The 17,025-nt window shown below is 43.9% G+C and carries 14 protein-coding genes; 7 read left to right on the top strand and 7 right to left on the bottom strand.

From position 1 onward, the window contains the following. Positions 1 to 74: 74 nt before the first annotated feature. Positions 75 to 1,271: a class I SAM-dependent rRNA methyltransferase gene (locus tag JSY38_RS05995; protein WP_114413263.1), complete on the top strand. Its 1,197-nt coding sequence runs from the start codon at positions 75 to 77 to the stop codon at positions 1,269 to 1,271. Between the two features lie 94 nt (positions 1,272 to 1,365). Here JSY38_RS05995 and JSY38_RS05990 read toward each other — a convergent pair whose 3' ends face one another. Then, positions 1,366 to 2,022 (bottom strand): histidinol-phosphatase, encoded by a 657-nt coding sequence (locus JSY38_RS05990; protein WP_205115804.1) that lies wholly within the window; start codon positions 2,020 to 2,022, stop codon positions 1,366 to 1,368. Between the two features lie 135 nt (positions 2,023 to 2,157). On the opposite strand from JSY38_RS05990, the gene JSY38_RS05985 reads away from it, so the two are divergent. The 3 genes from JSY38_RS05985 to lgt are packed head-to-tail and all read left to right on the top strand — an operon-like array spanning position 2,158 to position 5,817. Continuing rightward, complete coding sequence (locus JSY38_RS05985; protein WP_114413241.1) at positions 2,158 to 2,646, top strand: RNA pyrophosphohydrolase; 489 nt, start codon at positions 2,158 to 2,160, stop codon at positions 2,644 to 2,646. A 45-nt stretch (positions 2,647 to 2,691) separates the two neighbouring features. Further along, entirely contained in the window at positions 2,692 to 4,980 is a 2,289-nt protein-coding gene (ptsP, locus tag JSY38_RS05980) for a phosphoenolpyruvate--protein phosphotransferase (protein ID WP_205115802.1), read from the top strand. A gap of 27 nt (positions 4,981 to 5,007) precedes the next feature. Further along, on the top strand, positions 5,008 to 5,817 hold the full coding sequence (gene lgt, locus JSY38_RS05975; RefSeq protein ID WP_114413243.1) for a prolipoprotein diacylglyceryl transferase: 810 nt from the start codon (positions 5,008 to 5,010) through the stop codon (positions 5,815 to 5,817). A 58-nt stretch (positions 5,818 to 5,875) separates the two neighbouring features. Here lgt and JSY38_RS05970 read toward each other — a convergent pair whose 3' ends face one another. Next, the gene (locus JSY38_RS05970) at positions 5,876 to 6,727 is read right to left on the bottom strand and encodes a thymidylate synthase (RefSeq protein ID WP_205115800.1); all 852 of its coding nucleotides are present in this window, start codon (positions 6,725 to 6,727) and stop codon (positions 5,876 to 5,878) included. Positions 6,728 to 6,890: 163 nt separating this feature from the next. On the opposite strand from JSY38_RS05970, the gene folA reads away from it, so the two are divergent. Both folA and JSY38_RS05960 read left to right on the top strand, forming a co-directional pair. Further along, entirely contained in the window at positions 6,891 to 7,400 is a 510-nt protein-coding gene (gene folA / locus JSY38_RS05965) for a type 3 dihydrofolate reductase (RefSeq protein ID WP_114413264.1), read from the top strand. 6 nt (positions 7,401 to 7,406) lie between these two features. Next, complete coding sequence (locus JSY38_RS05960; RefSeq protein WP_205115798.1) at positions 7,407 to 7,826, top strand: secondary thiamine-phosphate synthase enzyme YjbQ; 420 nt, start codon at positions 7,407 to 7,409, stop codon at positions 7,824 to 7,826. Between the two features lie 76 nt (positions 7,827 to 7,902). On the opposite strand, the gene JSY38_RS05955 is transcribed toward JSY38_RS05960, so the two are convergent. The 3 genes from JSY38_RS05955 to ilvD all read right to left on the bottom strand — a co-directional run bounded on the left by JSY38_RS05955 (position 7,903) and on the right by ilvD (position 11,930). Then, entirely contained in the window at positions 7,903 to 9,126 is a 1,224-nt protein-coding gene (locus JSY38_RS05955; RefSeq protein ID WP_205115796.1) for a sensor domain-containing diguanylate cyclase, read from the bottom strand. A gap of 22 nt (positions 9,127 to 9,148) precedes the next feature. After that, positions 9,149 to 9,991: a 23S rRNA (adenine(2030)-N(6))-methyltransferase RlmJ gene (locus JSY38_RS05950; protein ID WP_114413246.1), complete on the bottom strand. Its 843-nt coding sequence runs from the start codon at positions 9,989 to 9,991 to the stop codon at positions 9,149 to 9,151. 94 nt (positions 9,992 to 10,085) lie between these two features. Next, positions 10,086 to 11,930, bottom strand: a complete 1,845-nt coding sequence (gene ilvD, locus JSY38_RS05945) for a dihydroxy-acid dehydratase (RefSeq protein ID WP_205115793.1) — start codon at positions 11,928 to 11,930, stop codon at positions 10,086 to 10,088. 162 nt (positions 11,931 to 12,092) lie between these two features. Between ilvD and JSY38_RS05940 the strand changes: the two genes are divergently transcribed. Beyond that, entirely contained in the window at positions 12,093 to 13,313 is a 1,221-nt protein-coding gene (locus tag JSY38_RS05940; protein ID WP_114413248.1) for an EAL and HDOD domain-containing protein, read from the top strand. 551 nt (positions 13,314 to 13,864) lie between these two features. Here JSY38_RS05940 and fdxA read toward each other — a convergent pair. Beyond that, on the bottom strand, positions 13,865 to 14,188 hold the full coding sequence (fdxA, locus tag JSY38_RS05935; protein ID WP_012071401.1) for a ferredoxin FdxA: 324 nt from the start codon (positions 14,186 to 14,188) through the stop codon (positions 13,865 to 13,867). Positions 14,189 to 14,316: 128 nt separating this feature from the next. Beyond that, positions 14,317 to 16,971, bottom strand: a complete 2,655-nt coding sequence (gene mutS, locus JSY38_RS05930) for a DNA mismatch repair protein MutS (RefSeq protein ID WP_114413249.1) — start codon at positions 16,969 to 16,971, stop codon at positions 14,317 to 14,319. Positions 16,972 to 17,025: the final 54 nt, after the last annotated feature.

The raw sequence follows: 17,025 nt of genomic DNA, 5'->3' as shown, positions 1-17,025 counted from the left end.
CAATTACGTAATTCGTGGCAATTGAAACTAGAGTAACTATAATAACGTTTTTTTAATTATACTGGGTGAAAATTTTGAGTGTTATTCGACTAAAGGGTCAAGCTGATCGCCGTTTACGAGCTGGGCATCAATGGATTTACAGCAATGAAGTAAATACTTCAGATACGCCATTAAAGCAATTTACTCCTGGTGATCAAGTCGTTGTCGAAACCGCACAAGGTAAACCTCTTGGTATTGCAACGATTAACCCAAATACATTAATTTGTGGTCGCTTAATTAGTCGTAGTACGGACACTTTTCTGAATAAGTCGACATTAGTTCACCGCCTTAAAATTGCGCTATCTCTGCGAGAAATGACCTATGCTGCGCCGTATTACCGTCTAGTGTTCGGCGATTCTGATGGTTTATCTGGCCTAGTGGTTGACCGCTTTGGCGATATTTTAGTTGTACAAATTTCCACAGCGGGAATGGAACGAGTAAAAGGTGAAGTCGTTGAAGCCTTACAAGATGTGGTAAAACCATCGGCTATTTTGATGAAGAATGATGGCAAGATGCGTCAAATAGAAGGCTTGGAAACTTATGTGGAAGAAGCTTTCGGCTCAGTGCCAGAATTGGTTTTCCTACAAGAAAATGATGTGTTGTTCCAAGCCCCTGTGTGGGACGGACAAAAAACAGGTTGGTTTTATGACCATCGTGAAAACCGCAAAACTATGCAAGGTTTTTGCGATGGCAAACGTGTACTAGACGTTTTCTCTTACATTGGTGGTTGGGGAGTTCAAGCCGCTTCTGCAGGTGCGACGGACGTGACTTTTATCGACGCCTCTGAAAGTGCTTTAAGCCATGTGGATGAAAACCTTAGATTGAATCAATATGAAGGCGGCTCAACCTTGATGCATGGCGATGCATTTGAAGCGATGCAGTCATTGATTGAAGATAAAGAGCGTTTCGATGTCGTGGTTATGGATCCACCGGCTTTTATTGCTCGTCGTAAAGACATTAAAGCAGGCGAGGGGGCTTATCATCGCGCTAACCAGCTAGCGATGCGTTTGGTTGCAAAGGGCGGTATCTTAGTTTCTGGTTCTTGTTCAATGCATTTAGAGACAGCTCGATTACACGATATTATCCGTAGTAACAGCCGTCAATTAGAGCGTTTCTCACAATTGATTTATCGTGGTACTCAAGCGCCTGACCATCCTGTGCATCCTGCGATTGAAGAAACAGAATACCTTAAAGCAATGTTTTATCGTATTCATAACAATATGGGCTTATAAGCTCCGTTTGCTTATTAGACTGTAATAGCAAAAAAGCGCTGTCGGATTGGATCTGGCAGCGCTTTTTCGTTTGGCATTCTTATTATTTTGTTAATTAATCTCTTAATGAAATATGCTGCCAACCACGATCTAGGGCAATTTTTGTTAATGTCTCATCGGCGTCAACAGCAATTGGGTGGGTGACTAGTTCTAGTAGTGGCAAATCATTACGAGAGTCGCTGTAGAAATAGCTGCCTTCCATTGAATAGCCTGTCTCAGCCAGCCAATCGTTTAGGCGAGTGACTTTGCCAGCTTGAAAGCTTGGCACGCCAACAATTTTTCCTGTGTAGTGATCATCAATAATCTCTGGCACTGGCGCAATGATATGATCCATGCCTAAGGCATCGCCAATTGGCCCAGTAACAAACTGATTGGTCGCAGTAATCATCAGTAAGAAATGGCCTTGCTCTTTGTGATGTTTTAGCAAAGCGTTGGCTTTTTCTTGCATCATCGGCTGAACTTTTTCCTGCATGAAGGTGTTGTGTAATTTAGTTAGCTCTTCTTTAGAAAACTTTGTTAGGGGGGCTAGGCTAAACGCAAGGTATTCATGAATATCTAGAGTGCCAGATTGATACTGAACAAAGAACTTATCATTAGCCTCTTTGTAGGCCTGAGTATCGACCAAGCCTTTTTCAACGAGAAATTGCCCCCATGTATAATCACTGTCACCATTTAGTAATGTGCCATCTAAGTCAAATATTGCGAGTGTCACAAGCTGCCCTCAATTCTTCAAAAGTGCGTGAATTATAGCCTCCAAGACAATAAATAACAGTAGTCTTAATTGTGCAGATGGGGGAATTATGGAACAATGAATCTAATTTATTCTTATATTAGAAGGTGATGGCTCGTGATTGATGCAGACGGATACAGACCGAATGTGGGCATCATATTGATGAACGAGCGTGGCCAGCTTCTTTGGGCGAGACGTGTTGGGCAAAATGCTTGGCAATTTCCTCAAGGAGGCATCAAATCCGACGAGACACCTGAAGACGCATTATTTCGAGAGCTCAAAGAAGAAGTAGGCTTAGATCCCCATCAGGTAGAAATAATAGGAAAGACTCGTGGATGGTTACGTTATCGTCTTCCTAAGCGCATGCTAAGACACAATAGTAAACCTTTATGCATCGGGCAAAAACAGAAATGGTTTTTACTTTCTATTCGTTGCACCGATTCATCAGTGTGCGTGGACGGAACAGAAACACCAGAATTTGATGGCTGGCGCTGGGTGAGTTATTGGTACCCGCTTGGTCAAGTGGTGGCATTCAAAAAAGATGTATATCGCCGGGCGCTGAAAGAACTTATTCCAAGTGCGCACCGCAGCTTAGATAAAAAATAACTCTATGTCTTAATGATGGAGGTTATATAGATTGATGGGAGAGCTATGTTAAGTTTATTAAGACGTATTACCCAAGAGGTGACTGCCGCACAGTCCTTGTCTGCTGCACTCGACATTATTGTTCGACGTGTTCGCAGAGCTATGCGTGCTGAAGTGTGTTCGATTTATTTAGTCGACTCAAACTCCAAAGAATATGTCTTAATGGCAACACGTGGTTTGAATGCCGATATGGCTGGTAATATTAGCTTGAAAGCGGATGAGGGCTTGGTAAGTCTAGTGGGTCGAAGAGCAGAGCCTGTTAACCTTGAAGATGCCCATATTCACCCATCATTCCATTATTTAAAAGGCACTGGAGAAGAGCGTTATCGTTCTTTTTTAGGGGTTCCTATCATACATCACCGCCAAGTATTAGGCGTGCTGGTGGTTCAGCATGAAGATAAGCGCCGTTTTGATGAAGGTGAAGAAGCTTTTCTAATTACGCTATCCGCTCAACTCGCTGGAGTTATCGCTCATGCAGAAGCGACTGGCGCGATTACGAATCTTAGTCCTAATGCTATTCCGAGCGGATCTGACTTTCGCTATAAGGGCATCCCTGGTAGTTCTGGTGTAGCCATTGGCCGAGGTGTGGTGGTATTTCCCCCCGCTGATTTAGATGTTATCCCTGATCGTATAGTCACTGATCCAGAAGAGGATATTCAAGACTTCTATCAAGCACTTGATGCGGTTCGACAAGATATCCGACGTGCCAGCAATCGTATTAGTCAGCACCTTTCAGCAGACGAAAAAGCACTATTCGATGTGTATTTAAAGATCCTCGATGACAACTCAATCGCTGGTGAAGTGGTTCGAAAAATTCAAGAGGGTAACTGGGCGCAAGGTGCCCTACGACATGTTATCCAAGCGCACATTAACCAGTTTAATCGCATGGATGATCCATATTTACGAGAGCGAGCTTCGGATCTTCGTGACCTTGGGCGTCGGATATTATCGCATCTTCAAGAGAAAGCGCCGAATTTAGCAGAGCGCTTCAACGAACCATCTATCATTATTGGTGAAGAACTCACAGCGTCTATGTTGGGTGAAATCCCCATTGATAAGATTAAAGGTTTAGTTTCTGTGATGGGATCGGGTAACTCGCATGTTGCTATTTTGGCTCGTGCGATGGGTATTCCGACTGTCATGGGGGCGCTGGATTTACCTTATGCCCAGCTTGATAAAGTAGATCTGATCGTAGATGGATATTTGGGTAAAGTTTATACCTACCCATCCGAAGCTCTGATTGATAATTACCAGCAAATTGTTGATGAAGAGCGTCAGCTCGAAGAAGAATATGAAACCCTAAAAGACTTACCTTGTGAAACCCTAGATGGCCGACGTTTATCTTTGTTTGTGAATACTGGTTTGTCTGCTGATATTGCCCGTTCTCTAGACCGAGGGGCGGAAGGGATCGGCCTTTACCGTACTGAAGTGCCTTTCATGGTGCGAGATCGTTTTCCGACTGAGGCTGAACAGGTAGTTATTTATCGTCAGCAATTAGAAGGATTTGCGCCTGCTCCGGTTACGGTTCGTACTTTAGATATTGGTGGCGATAAAGCACTACCTTATTTTCCAATTAATGAAGCCAACCCTTTCTTGGGTTGGCGTGGTATTCGGGTAACCTTGGATCACCTGGAAATATTCATGGCGCAAATTCGTGCCATGATTAAAGCCAGTGCAGGTCTACATAATCTAAAAATCATGCTGCCAATGATCTCAAATGTGGCAGAGGTTGAAGAGGCACTTGCTCTTATCCGTCGTGCGTATGCTGAGGTAAAAGAAGAAGGATACGACGTTAAAATGCCTCAGGTTGGCGTGATGATAGAAATTCCTGCCGCCGTTTATCAGGTTAATGAATTAGCTGAATTGGTTGATTTTTTGTCGGTGGGAAGCAATGATTTAACCCAGTACTTACTGGCTGTAGACCGAAATAACCCTCGTGTGGCCGATCTATATAATTCATTTCATCCATCTGTGTTACGTGCTTTGTATAGCATTGTTGATCAAGTGAGAGACGAAGGCGTAGGTTTAAGTGTGTGTGGTGAAATGGCAGGTGATCCTATGGGGGCTATTTTGTTAATGGCCATGGGATACGATGTATTATCTATGAGTTCAACTAGCCTTCCTAAAGTGAAAGCAGTGATCCGTAATATTTCTATGGGGCAGGCCAAGGCAATGCTTGAAGAGGTGATGAAACTATCTCATGCCGAAGCAGTCACACAAACCATGACTCGACTCATGCGCGAAGCCAATATTGAGCGTTTGATTCGACCTTCCAAAACCAACAATGTAGATTAACTCCTACCAGAGGTTCGCTTCACTATTATGATTTCATACCCAGATATTGACCCTGTTGCTGTATCCATAGGGCCAATTTCCGTACATTGGTACGGCATTATGTATCTAGTTGGCTTTGCCGGAGCCTATTTTTTCGGCATGTATCGTGCAAAACGTTCTAACGGTCTTTGGACGTCTGAAATGGTTAGTGACGCAATATTTTATGGTGCACTTGGCGTTATTTTAGGAGGGCGGATTGGTTATATTTTGTTTTATCAGTTTCCTGCTTTTGTTGATAATCCAGTTATTCTGGTGCGCATTTGGGAAGGAGGTATGTCCTTCCATGGTGGATTATTAGGGGTTATTGCTGCTATGTACTTCTTTGCGCGCCGCTACAACAAACACCTTGTTGATGTAACCGATTTTCTAGCACCGTTCGTTCCTATCGGTTTAGGTGCTGGACGATTAGGTAACTTTATTGGCGGTGAACTATGGGGTAAGCCAACAGATGTCTCTTGGGCAATGATTTTCCCTAATGATCCGTTGCAACTTGCTCGACATCCCTCGCAGTTGTATCAATTTGCACTGGAAGGTGTCGCGCTCTTTACTATTCTCTGGTTTTTCTCGCAAAGAACCAAGCCGCGTTACTGTGTCTCTGGTATGTTCCTACTCTTCTACGGCATTTTCCGAATTTTAGTCGAATTTGTCCGTGAGCCAGACATCCAAATTGGCTACCTTGCTTTTGGCTGGGTGACGCAAGGACAGCTCCTTTCTTTGCCAATGGTTATCATTGGTGCGGGCCTAATCATTGCTGGCTTCAAGCTAAATACATTTCCAAAAACGAATGTTTCAAAATAGCTAAAAGACTTAGTGTTAGATTAAAACCAGCCATAGGGCTGGTTTTTTTGTTTGCTGCTTAAACAGAGAAAGGGTAAGCGATAGGTTCGTGGAATTGGTAGCCTTCGATTTCGAAGTCCTCCATAGTGACCCAAGTTTCTATGTCTTTTAAAGATTTGATTTCTGGGTTAATTTTTAGAGTTGGCAGAGGGTAAGGCTCACGTTTCAGTTGTACGTCACGCATTAATTCTAGCTGATCTTCATAGATGTGAGCGTTCACTATCTTATGAAAAGCTTTACCTGGTTTTTTGCCAGTGATTTGCGCAACGATGGCAAGTAATACATATACTTGAACCATGTTGAAGTTTAAGCCAAGCGGCACATCACAGCTACGCTGAGTGCTGTTCAGATAAAGTGTATCACCAAGCAATGAAAAGTGATGGCTGTACATGCAAGGGCGAAGGCACGCCATGTGAAACGCGCCTGGGTGATAAAATGTGAGGATTTCCCCACGGTTATCCACGCCACGGCTTAGATCATCAACAATTTGCTTTAATAGGTCGATATGACCACCGTCTGGTTTTGGGAAGTTACGACCAATGGCGCCGTAGCAAAGCCCCATGTCATCTTCGCCTTTGCGGTAAGGGTTATTTAGCCAAACGTCGTTTTCGTTGGCATTGGCATCCCATGTTTTGGTGCCCAGCGCCCGAAAGTCCGCTGCGTTGTCGTAGCCTCTTAAATAACCGATGATTTCGGCAATAGCAGACTTCCAGTAACTTTTGCGTGTGGTAACCAGAGGGAATTCGCCTTTGCTGACATCATATGTTAGGTCGGCATTTATAACGGTTAGACAACGTTTGCCTGTTCGCTCGTTCTTGACCCATTCACCTTCGTTGACAATGCGGTTGCAAAGATCCAAATACTGTTTCATAAAAAATGCCTTGTCTGTTTTTCCTGATGACGTTTGCTAGTTCAGGTTAAGAAATGCAATCTGGTTCGTCATGGGTATAATAAATGCCATTGATTATATCAGAAGCCTTTGCTCTTGGATTGTCAGAGCAAAGAAGAGCCAAGATTTTTACGCAGGTTGTTTTATGTTGTCACTTATTGTTGCTATGTCTACGAACCGAACCATCGGTATTAATAACTCTTTGCCTTGGCATTTGCCGAATGATCTTAAATATTTCAAACAAGCGACCATGGGAAAGCCCATTGTCATGGGGCGTAAAACTTTTGAATCGATTGGCAAGCCATTGCCAGGTCGTCGCAATATTGTCATTAGTCGTGATCCGGCTTATCAAGCAGAAGGAATCGACGTGGTGACGACATTGGAAGACGCCATTTCCCTTGGCGAAGATATTTGCTTGGTCAATGGTCAAGAAGAAGTCATGGTAATAGGTGGTGCGCAAATTTATCAACTTGCGCTTGAGCGCGCAGATCGTTTGTACGTTACTCACGTTGATGCAGAAGTAAAAGGCGATGCCTTTTTCCCTGAAGTAGATTGGCCATCGTTTACTCTGATAGGTGAAGAAGCGTTTGCTGCTGAAGGACCGAATCCATACGACTACCGCTTTTCTGTTTACCAAAGAACCAGCGCAGAGTAATTCGTTATGTGGCAGCAAGTTGAAGTTCAATTGCCTGCGATGCACCGAGGCTTTCATTTGATCACCGGTCAGGTGGAAGCCGCGTTGTCAAAAATGTCGCCGGTCTCGATAGGGTTGTTGCATGTTCAATTGCTTCACACCTCGGCGTCTTTGACGATTAACGAAAATGCTGATCCTTCGGTTCGCCGAGATATGGAAAAACATTTTTCTCATATGGTGCCAGAAGATCAGCCCTATTATGAGCATATTTATGAAGGCAGCGATGACATGCCTGCGCATATTAAAGCCAGCATGTTGGGGTCGTCTTTGACGATTCCGATTCGGGATAGGCAGTTATGCTTAGGGATTTGGCAAGGCATTTATTTAGGTGAGCATCGAGATCATGGCGGTGCGAGGCGGATTGTATTAACGCTACAAGGTGAATAATACGACGTAATCATATTTGGAGAAAATAAAAACGCCGCATTGAAAAATGCGGCGCTTTTATTTTAGATAGCTCTATCTAGTTAACGACAATTTGTTTACAAGAGGCTTGTCCATTTTCAACCGCTTGATTTGCGCTGAGAGCTAACTCTTCTATCGTTTCACCATCTTCTGGAAAGGCGGCTATACCAACGCAGAAGTCCAGTGGATCTGAGTTGCCTCCCAATAATACAGACAGCTCATCTTCTGTTGGGGTGATGATATGTTTTAATAGCGTCTTGGCATCTTTTACACTGGTGTTAGGTAGCAACAATAGCAGTTTATCAGGCTCTACCCGTGCCAATACATCGGCCTCGCGTATCTTTTTATAGATATAGCGAGCGGAAGTTTGAATGGCTATATTACGTGCTTCCATTGGGAGCTTGCTTAGGCGTTCATTAGCATCAAGGTTGATTTTCGCCATGGTTAACGGCGTATATTGACGCTTTGCCAGCCCCAATTGTTTTTTGAAGTGTGTCAGTGCTGCGCCGCGGGTTAATAAGCCTGTTAGTTCATCGAAGGTTGCTTGGTTGCGCAGATGTTCTTCTAATGCTTTCTGGGGGCTGATATCGACCATGAATCCAATGATTTTCTTGATGCTGCCATCTGGACCTTTGGTGTAGCTTCTACCACGTTCTTTTACCCATAGGTAACGTTGATCACTAGTCAGAATACGATATTCTACCTCGTAATAATCTTGGTTTAGAGCCACATGCTCATTGACGACGGTCGCTAATCGTTTCACATCATCTGGGTGAACAAGGGCGTGCCATTCAGTTGTAGAACGTGGTGTTTGATCCAGAGGATAGCCCAATAAGGTAGCAATGGATTTTGAACAAGAGACCAAATCTGACCCTGTTTCCCAGATCCACAACCCAGCAGAGGATTCGGTTAAGGCGAATTTTAGCAGTGTGTTTTCGGCCGCAGAAAGATCCATGTGGTCGGTGTTGTAAACACAAGCAAGCACTGTTTCTCCAAGGTGGCGCATTTCAAGTTGCATATTGACGAGCTTGTCACCAACACGAATAACGCTCTCGCAACGTTCAATATTGCCTGTTTTAATTTTATTTTGGAGTGTTTGCCAATCTTCTGCACAGACAGCATCTTCACAAAGGGATTCCCATGTGTCGGATGGTGTTGTATTGAAGTTTTCAAATAAAATTTCAAAGTTGCGATTGCTCGATAATAGTTTGCCGGAACTACTTTCTATTATAAAAGCAGGCGTTGGCATATATTTAAACGCGAGTTCGAAAGGGGTGTTCATGACGCGCTCCTATAAAGCTTGGTTATTCTGGGGTGATCCAAGTGACTTGGAAGTCAGCCTCATTATCTTCGGCGAGCAATTCACTCAAAACCGGTAAAAATTCCTTAGCTTCTTTTTCTAATGTCCAAGGTGGATTCACTATGATCATGCCGCTGCCGGCCATACCACGCTCTTGCTCTGTATTACGAATACAAAGTTCAAGTAACAGCACATTTCGAATATTAGTGGCTTTGACTGATTTTATTAGCTCGTTTGCCTGTTGGCGGTTTAGTACAGGATACCAGATTGCATAAGTACCTTGAGGAAAGCGTTTGTAACCGTCTTCCAATGCTTGAACCACGTATTGGTAGTCTTTCTTTACCTCATAAGGTGGATCCATTAGAACGAATCCACGCTTTTGCGGTGGTGGTAACATGGCTTTAACTGCAGCGAAGCCATTGTCTTTAACCACATTGGCTTTACGCTTATTTGGAAAAAGCGCCGCTAAAAGAGGGTAATCATTTGGGTGTAGCTCACATAAGTGTAGTTTGTCTTTTTGGCGAACGTAGTAATCGACAATTTTCGGGCTGCCAGGGTAGTACTCCAACTTATCTGTTGGATTCATATCACGGACAATGTCTAATAAATCTTCCAATGGTTCTGGAAGGTTATCTTCGGTGAGCAGTCGTGCAATACCTGAATGAAATTCTTTGTTCTTTTGCGCTTGTTCAGAGTTTAGGGAATATTGACCAATGCCCGCGTGTGTATCCAAATAGAAAAAGGGCGCGTCTTTTTTTATGAAATGGCGACATATTTGGCTGACCGTCAAATGTTTTAAAATATCAGCGTGGTTGCCTGCATGATAAATATGGCGATAGCTGAGCATGGTCTTTCCTGTGGTAAGTTATTGGGTTGTGAATGAAAAAGGCCGCAACGCCTATATTTGGCAAAGCGGCCTTTTGCTTATTACTTTTTAGATATTAGTCGATTTGACTAATATCGCGTACCGCTCCTTTGTCTGCACTGGTTGCAAAGTGTGCATACACTTTGAGTGCTGGAGATACTTTACGAGGACGCTCTTCAACAGGTTTCCAAGCGTTTGCGCCTTTTGCTTCCATGGCGGCACGACGGTGGGCCAACTCTTCGTCAGATAGCAATACGTTGATCGAACGGTTTGGAATGTCGATCAAAATACGGTCACCATTTTCAACTAGACCGATGGCGCCGCCGGCAGCCGCTTCAGGTGAAACGTGGCCGATAGATAGGCCTGATGTACCACCAGAGAAACGACCATCTGTTAATAGAGCACAGTCTTTACCTAGGCCTTTTGATTTGATGTAAGACGTTGGGTAAAGCATTTCTTGCATCCCAGGGCCGCCTTTAGGGCCTTCGTAGCGAACGATGACAATGTCACCGGCTTCTACTTTATCATCAAGAATGTTCTTAACCGCTTCGTCTTGAGATTCCGTTACGTGAGCACGGCCTTCAAACACAAGAATCGATTCGTCTACACCGGCACTTTTTACAACACAGCCATCCGCAGCGATGTTGCCATAAAGTACGGCTAAGCCGCCTTCGAGGGAAAAAGCATTTTCGATAGAACGAATGCAACCTTCTGCACGATCACCATCTAGAGAAGGCCAGCGAGTAGATTGGCTGAAGGCGGTTTGCGTTGGGATGCCAGCAGGTCCTGCTTTGTAAAACTCGACAATCTCAGGAGTCGGTGAGCGCATAATATCCCATGTCTCTAATGCTTCGAGCATGGTTTTCGAGTGCACTGTGTGACATTGGTTGTGTAAAATGCCTGCGCGATCAAGCTCACCTAGCAAAGCAAAGATACCACCTGCACGGTGTACATCTTCAACGTGGTACTTCGGTGAGTTCGGCGCTACTTTACAAAGCTGAGGCACTTTACGAGACAAGCGGTCGATGTCTTCCATAGTGAACTCAACACCGGCTTCACGGGCAATCGCTAGTAAATGCAAGATTGTGTTGGTTGATCCGCCCATAGCGATGTCTAACGTCATGGCATTTTCAAAGGCTTCGAAGCTTGCAATTGAGCGTGGTGCCCAGTTTGCTTCATCGTTTTCGTAGAAACGTTTAGTGATGTCTACGATGCGACGGCCCGCATCTAGAAACAAACGGCGACGATCTGAGTGAGTTGCTAGTGTCGTGCCATTGCCCGGTAAACTTAGACCAAGTGCTTCAGTTAGGCAGTTCATGGAGTTGGCTGTAAACATACCAGAACAAGAACCACATGTAGGGCATGCAGAGCGCTCGTATTCAGCGACTTTTTCATCTGTTGCTGTTGGGTCAGCTGCGATAACCATAGCATCGACTAGATCAAGTTTGTTCTCAGACAGTTTGGTTTTGCCTGCTTCCATTGGGCCGCCAGACACAAAAATCACAGGAATGTTAATACGCATAGCGGCCATTAGCATTCCAGGTGTGATTTTGTCACAGTTTGAAATACAGACCATAGCATCGGCACAATGGGCATTAACCATGTATTCAACAGAATCTGCAATCAGATCACGAGATGGAAGGCTGTAAAGCATGCCGTCATGGCCCATGGCGATGCCGTCATCGACAGCGATAGTATTAAACTCCTTCGCTACACCGCCAGCGGCTTCAATTTCACGAGCAACCAGTTGACCCATGTCTTTAAGGTGTACATGACCCGGTACAAATTGAGTGAAAGAGTTGACCACCGCAATGATTGGCTTTTGAAAATCATCGTCTGTCATTCCGGTTGCACGCCACAGCGCACGAGCTCCGGCCATGTTACGGCCCGATGTAGTTGTTTTGGAGCGATATACTGGCATTGTTTTCCCCACAGATTTTTTGCTTTATTTTATTTTATATAGTTGTCTACATTTAATGCGTCCATGTTACCAAGATTATTGCCTATGCCCAATGGCAATTTTTAGGCAATATTGAGACACTGTATGAATCACCCCCGATACTTTTATTGAAATGGAAACAATATGGTTGAAAATTCACTGTCAGCTCATTCAAATATTGCATTGGCAAGACAGCCAATTGTGGATAGCCGTCTTGCTGTAATGGGTTACGAGCTTTTTTACCGCAAGAATATGATGGCGGTACAAGCAGATATCATGGATGAGGTCGGGGCGACTGCACAGGTTATTTCTGCGGGCTTATTCGAGTTTGGTATGGAAAATCTCGTTGGCTCAAGTAAGGCCTTTATTAATTTCCCAAGAGCATATTTGTTAAGCCCTAGCGGAATGCCAATAGATAAAGAAAATATTGTTATTGAAGTATTAGAAGACTCGGGCTTTGATGCCATCTTGCTAGCTTCTTTACGACGCTGGGCGAACTCTGGTTGTACAATTGCGCTGGATGATTTTGTTTTTGATAGCAAATTAACACCTTTTGTCGAACTAGCTGATTACATCAAACTAGATATTTTGACGCTGGGACATGATGGCTTTCATCAGCAGGTTGAGTTGTTGAAAGGGTTTAATGCTCACATTATTGCCGAAAAAGTCGAAACGTGGGAAGACTATCAGTTTTGTCGTTTACTGGGTGTGGAATATTTCCAAGGCTATTTCTTTGAAAAGCCTGAGTTGATATCCAGCAAAGCATCAAAAGTAAACAGTATGACGCTACTTCAGTTAATGTCTTCGCTGTTGAATACGTCAACGCTCAGCATTGATGACCTAGACAGAATTGTCAGTCAAGATGCTGGGTTAGTTCATAAGTTATTGCGATACTTAAATTCCCCTTCCACAGGTCTGGTCGCTTCTGTTGATTCTGTACGATTGGCAATTATGTTGATTGGCGCCGAAAAACTGAAATCACTGACAAACCTTTTATTAATGTCAGAAATGGTTGGTGAACGTCATGTGCTTTTAGAGCAGATACTGATTCGAGCGAAACATGCAGAATTATTCGCCCATAGCCGAGGCTATAATAATCAAGATAAGTATTTTCTAGCTGGGATGTTGTCGATGATTGATGTGTGCACCGGTATGAAACTGGATGAAGTGCTTGGTGAACTGCCTTTGCCAAATGAGTTTATTAATGCCATCGTTCATCGCTCTGGAAGAGTCGGGAATGCGCTGGACTTGGTAGAAAGCTACAGTAATGGGCATACAGTTAAAGATGCTCAAGACTTTGAGGATCTAAAATCCACGTACTTCGATGCGGTCAAGTGGGCTGATGAGTTTCTTGTTGCCATCTGATGCTGTGCTATTCAGTGCGAAAGCTAGGGGGGAGGGGTTGTAGTCCTTTTCCTACATGTCTGTAAGTGTTCCCCGTTTGTCGTGTGGCTAAAGTTAATGTTTCGCTGTAGTTATTTTTTATCTAGTTGATATAAAAGAGAAAAACAAAATTTCAGTCGTATTTATAGAATTTGATTAACTTTTAAAAACTGGTAAATTGAATCTTATCCAGACTGAATTCATGGATGAAAAGCACATGGAGTGCCATTGATGGTGTTGAGGATTGAATTCGGATGTTCAAGAGCAATGGATTGTTCAAGGGAATAAACGTGGTTTGATGGATACGCCATGAAATAAGGACAGTTTGGAAGCTTCAGGACGACGCAAACAGTGATGTTTTACTTATCGGAAGAGTTGCTTACAGGATGTTAGCAAAAAGCAGGGCTGCCAATAGGCGCCCTTTTTTTGCCTAAAATTTATCATTTGTCCATTAGTATTAATGTTAAGTATAAAAAAAGCGACTTAAAGTCGCTTTTTTTATACTTGGCTTTTAGATTTAGTACTGCGTTAAATTAACGTTCTAAATGCTCTAATTTATCTTCAACACCATCCCATTGTGCAGCATCAGGAAGTGCGTCTTTTTTCTCGGCAATATTTGGCCAGATCAAAGACAGATCACGGTTCAACTCTACGAAGACTTCTTGGTCTTCAGGCAATTCGTCTTCAGAGAAGATGGCATTGGCTGGACATTCAGGCTCACACAATGCACAGTCGATACACTCGTCAGGATTGATTGCCAAAAAGTTAGGGCCTTCGTAGAAGCAGTCCACAGGACAAACTTCAACACAGTCAGTGTATTTGCAGCGAATGCAGTTATCGGTAACGATGAAAGCCATTCGACTTCTCCTTACAAGCTATAAAAATGATTGCGCACTATTTTAGAGGTATAGGCCATTTCGCGGCAAGCAACAATCGTCATTAGGCTAAATTTATCTGCTATTAGCTTATATCTACATCACTAATATCAAAGCTGAGATTTTAGCTTGTACAGTGCACTAATAGCCTCTAACGGCGTCATATTGTCTAAATCTAGTTCTTCAAGCGCATTTTTCAAGACGTTTTGCTCTGCCTGAGCAAACATATCGGCTTGCTGAGGTTGGTAGCCATTGTTGCTCTCCTGTATAGCACGTTCTTTGTTTTTTACTTTGGTTGAAGTTGCTGAAATAGCTGAAGTCTCCAAAGAGTGACTATCAGGGGTTATTCCTGTTACGACTTCTAGTTCTTTAAGTTTTTGTTTGGCGTGCCCAATAACATCACGAGGAACACCTGCCAGTTGTGCAACTTGTAGACCGTATGATTGGCTCGCAGGACCTTCATGAACCTTGTGCAAGAAGACGATTTCATCTTCGTACTCGGTCGCTGTTAAGTGAACGTTGGCAGCATTTTCTAGCTGGTCTGCTAGCGTAGTGAGTTCAAAGTAATGCGTTGCAAACAATACGTGGCATTTTAGCTTGTTAGCTAAATAGTCCACAGCAGCCCAAGCCAAAGATAGGCCATCAAAAGTACTGGTGCCACGTCCAACTTCATCCATAAGAACCAAGCTGTTTTTACTGGCGTTGTTTAGGATGTTTGCTGTTTCTGTCATTTCTACCATGAAGGTTGAGCGACCGCCAGCAAGGTCATCTGATGAGCCCATACGCGTAAAGATTCGATCTACTACTGAAATGGAAGCAGATTCAGCAGGCACAAAACAACCTGTATGCGCTAACAAAGTGATGAGAGCGATTTGGCGCATATAAGTGGATTTACCACCCATGTTCGGACCGGTAATCATCAGTAGTGAGCGTTTGTCATTTAGGTCGAGATCATTTGGCACGAAGGGTTCTGAAATAACCGATTCGACAACCGGGTGGCGTCCGCCAATAATCTGAATGCCACCGCGATTGTGTAATTCCGGACAGCTGAAATTAAGTATGTTAGCGCGCTCGGCGAAATTGTTTAGTACATCTAACTGTGACAGAGCTTGGCTGGTGGTTTGTAGTTCGCCTAGAACTTCATTTAATTGATCGAGAAGAGCTTCATAAAGCTCTTTTTCACGGGCAAGTGATTTGGATTTTGCACTGAGGGCTTTGTCCTCAAAGGCTTTTAATTCTGGCGTAATAAAGCGTTCAGCATTTTTTAGTGTTTGGCGACGAATGTACTCCACTGGAGCTTGGTCGGAATGCAGGCGACTGATCTCAATGTAATAACCATGAACTCGATTAAAGCCGACTTTCAATGAGCTGATTCCAGTGCGAGCTTTTTCACTGCGCTCCATTTCGGCAAGAAAGTCGGTGGCATTAGTAGATAACGCCAATAGCTCATCTAATTCTTCATCATAGCCTTTAGCAAAAATGCCGCCATCACGAACCACGGATGGTGGGTTTTCAACGAGGGCACTTGCCAGTGTCTCTGTAATGACTGGCTGGGCGATAATACGTTGATTCAGTTCTGCAAGGCGTTGTGATTGGACACTTGCTAGCAGCTGGTTAATTTCTGGTGCGGCTTCAAGGGCAAACCGTAAGCGTAATAAATCCCTAGGACGAGCAGAGCGTAAAGCAACACGAGATAAAATACGTTCCAAGTCACCGACTTTTTTCAGTGGTGTTTCAAAAGTATCGTAAGTTTGATTGTTCTTTAACTCAGCGACAACCTGTTGACGAGCCTGAATTTCGTTCAAATCACGAATGGGCGTGTGCAACCAGCGTTTTAACAAACGGCTGCCCATTGGTGTTGAGCACTTGTCCAATACCTCCACAACCGTGTTGCTTGTGCCACCAGTTAGGTTGACATCAATTTCTAAGTTGCGTCGTGTTGCGCCATCTATCAGTACAGAATCGTCTTTGTGCTCAACCATGATGGATTGAATGTGCGGCAAAGCAGATCGTTGTGTGTCTTTGGCGTATTGCAGTAAGGCACCGGCAGAAGCTATAGCTGCGGTTAACGCTTCACAACCAAAGCCAGATAAATCTTTGGTGTTGAATTGCTGAATAAGTTGGCGATAGCTGGATTCATAATCAAAATGCCAAGGGCCAAGTTCTGCAATACCTTTTTCTAGTTTTAGTGTGTCCCGTGCAGGGAAATCTTCGGAGATCAAAATCTCTCTCGGAGATAAGCGTTGCAATTCGCTAGAAAGCGCTTCGTGACCGTCCACTTCAAACAGACAAAAACGGCCGCTGGCCATGTCTAAATACGAAAAACCAAAAACATCGAGTCCTTTACGGGATTGGTGAGCAAGTGATAGTAAAAGGTTCTCGCGCTTTTCTTCAAGAAAGGCTTCGTCACTGATGGTGCCTGGTGTGACGATGCGAGCGATTTGGCGTTCAACTGGGCCTTTGCTGGTGGCTGGATCGCCAGTTTGCTCTGCAACGACCACTGACTCGCCCATGCGAACCAAGCGTGCAATGTAGTTTTCTGCTGCATGGAAGGGGATACCAGCCATGGGAATAGGCATGCCGCCAGAATGACCGCGAGCGGTAAGTGTAATATCAAGCAGCTGAGACGCGCGTTTAGCATCGTCGTAGAAAAGCTCGTAAAAATCTCCCATGCGATAAAATAGCAGTTGGTTCGGATGCTGTGATTTAAGGCCGAAGTACTGGCGCATCATTGGTGTATGGTTATCTGCTGGTGTTTTGCTCATCTGGGAAAGCTCGATTGTGATCCAAAAAATAGAGGGGTATTCTACGGGATATTT

Origin of the sequence: Marinomonas foliarum (assembly GCF_016906065.1) — a bacterium.
Taxonomy (GTDB): Bacteria; Pseudomonadota; Gammaproteobacteria; order Pseudomonadales; family Marinomonadaceae; genus Marinomonas; species Marinomonas foliarum.
This window is presented reverse-complemented; position numbering and strand designations above follow the sequence as displayed.

Bases quoted from the DNA above. Each gene is read 5' to 3' on its own strand.
- JSY38_RS05960 (WP_205115798.1), top strand. From the start codon at position 7,407: ATGTGGCAGCAAGTTGAAGTTCAATTGCCTGCGATGCACCGAGGCTTT.
- ptsP (WP_205115802.1), top strand. From the start codon at position 2,692: ATGTTAAGTTTATTAAGACGTATTACCCAAGAGGTGACTGCCGCACAG.
- ilvD (WP_205115793.1), bottom strand. From the start codon at position 11,930: ATGCCAGTATATCGCTCCAAAACAACTACATCGGGCCGTAACATGGCC.
- JSY38_RS05955 (WP_205115796.1), bottom strand. From the start codon at position 9,126: ATGAACACCCCTTTCGAACTCGCGTTTAAATATATGCCAACGCCTGCT.
- folA (WP_114413264.1), top strand. From the start codon at position 6,891: ATGTTGTCACTTATTGTTGCTATGTCTACGAACCGAACCATCGGTATT.
- lgt (WP_114413243.1), top strand. From the start codon at position 5,008: ATGATTTCATACCCAGATATTGACCCTGTTGCTGTATCCATAGGGCCA.
- JSY38_RS05970 (WP_205115800.1), bottom strand. From the start codon at position 6,727: ATGAAACAGTATTTGGATCTTTGCAACCGCATTGTCAACGAAGGTGAA.
- mutS (WP_114413249.1), bottom strand. From the start codon at position 16,971: ATGAGCAAAACACCAGCAGATAACCATACACCAATGATGCGCCAGTAC.
- fdxA (WP_012071401.1), bottom strand. From the start codon at position 14,188: ATGGCTTTCATCGTTACCGATAACTGCATTCGCTGCAAATACACTGAC.
- JSY38_RS05940 (WP_114413248.1), top strand. From the start codon at position 12,093: ATGGTTGAAAATTCACTGTCAGCTCATTCAAATATTGCATTGGCAAGA.
- JSY38_RS05950 (WP_114413246.1), bottom strand. From the start codon at position 9,991: ATGCTCAGCTATCGCCATATTTATCATGCAGGCAACCACGCTGATATT.